Origin of the sequence: Pantoea sp. ANP04 (assembly GCF_041982285.1) — a bacterium.
In the GTDB taxonomy this organism is placed as follows: domain Bacteria; phylum Pseudomonadota; class Gammaproteobacteria; order Enterobacterales; family Enterobacteriaceae; genus Pantoea; species Pantoea eucalypti.
This window is the reverse complement of sequence record NZ_JAUTYS010000063.1, coordinates 1-689: the sequence shown is the minus strand read 5'-3', so window position 1 is coordinate 689 and position 689 is coordinate 1. Positions and strand designations below refer to the sequence as shown.

The window sequence follows — 689 nt, the reverse complement described above, 5'->3', positions numbered from 1 at the left end:
TGCTGCTCAGCCAAGTCTTCTTCCACCCATTCGTCGCCGGCCTAGTGCTCGCGGCCGTGCTGGCGGCCATTATGTCCACGATGTCCTCGCAGATGATCGTTTGCTCCTCGGCCCTGGTGGAGGATCTGTACAACATCTCCGGCCGCAAGGCTTCGCCTAAGGCTTTGGTGATGCTCGGACGCACCGGCGTGCTGGTCATCGCGGTTGTCGCAGCACTACTGGCACTGAACCCGAACTCCTCGATCCTGGACCTCGTGGCCTTCGCGTGGGCCGGCTTCGGTGGCGCCTTCGGTCCGATTATCTTGTTGGCTCTGTACTGGCGCAAGCTCACCGCGATTGGTGCCTTCGCCGGCATGATCACCGGTGCAGCCGTGGTCTTCATCTGGGGCAACATCGACGTACTGACCAGCAACATGTACGAGATCGTGCCAGGCTTCCTGGTCTGCCTCGTCGTTGCATGGCTCGTCTCTCGTGCGACGTTCAAGCCAAGCACTGAAATCGAGGCTGAATTCACCTCGATGGAAGAAGAGGTTGGCGCGAAGGTTACCGCCTAAGGCGTACCGCGCGAATAACGTTCAAGTTACCGGCGTTGTGCAAAGCTTCACGGCTTGGCACAACGCCGGTTTCTGCGTTTAATGATGTCTATGGCCCTCCATGCGCACCTCCGTGCAGCCGGCGGAATGACCGAA

At 59.7% G+C, this 689-nt stretch carries 1 pseudogene; it reads left to right on the top strand.

The annotated features are described in order from the left end of the window. Positions 1–554 (top strand): annotated as a pseudogene (locus Q7C21_RS22335) (sodium:proline symporter); the annotation flags it as partial. Positions 555–689 lie beyond the last annotated feature (135 nt).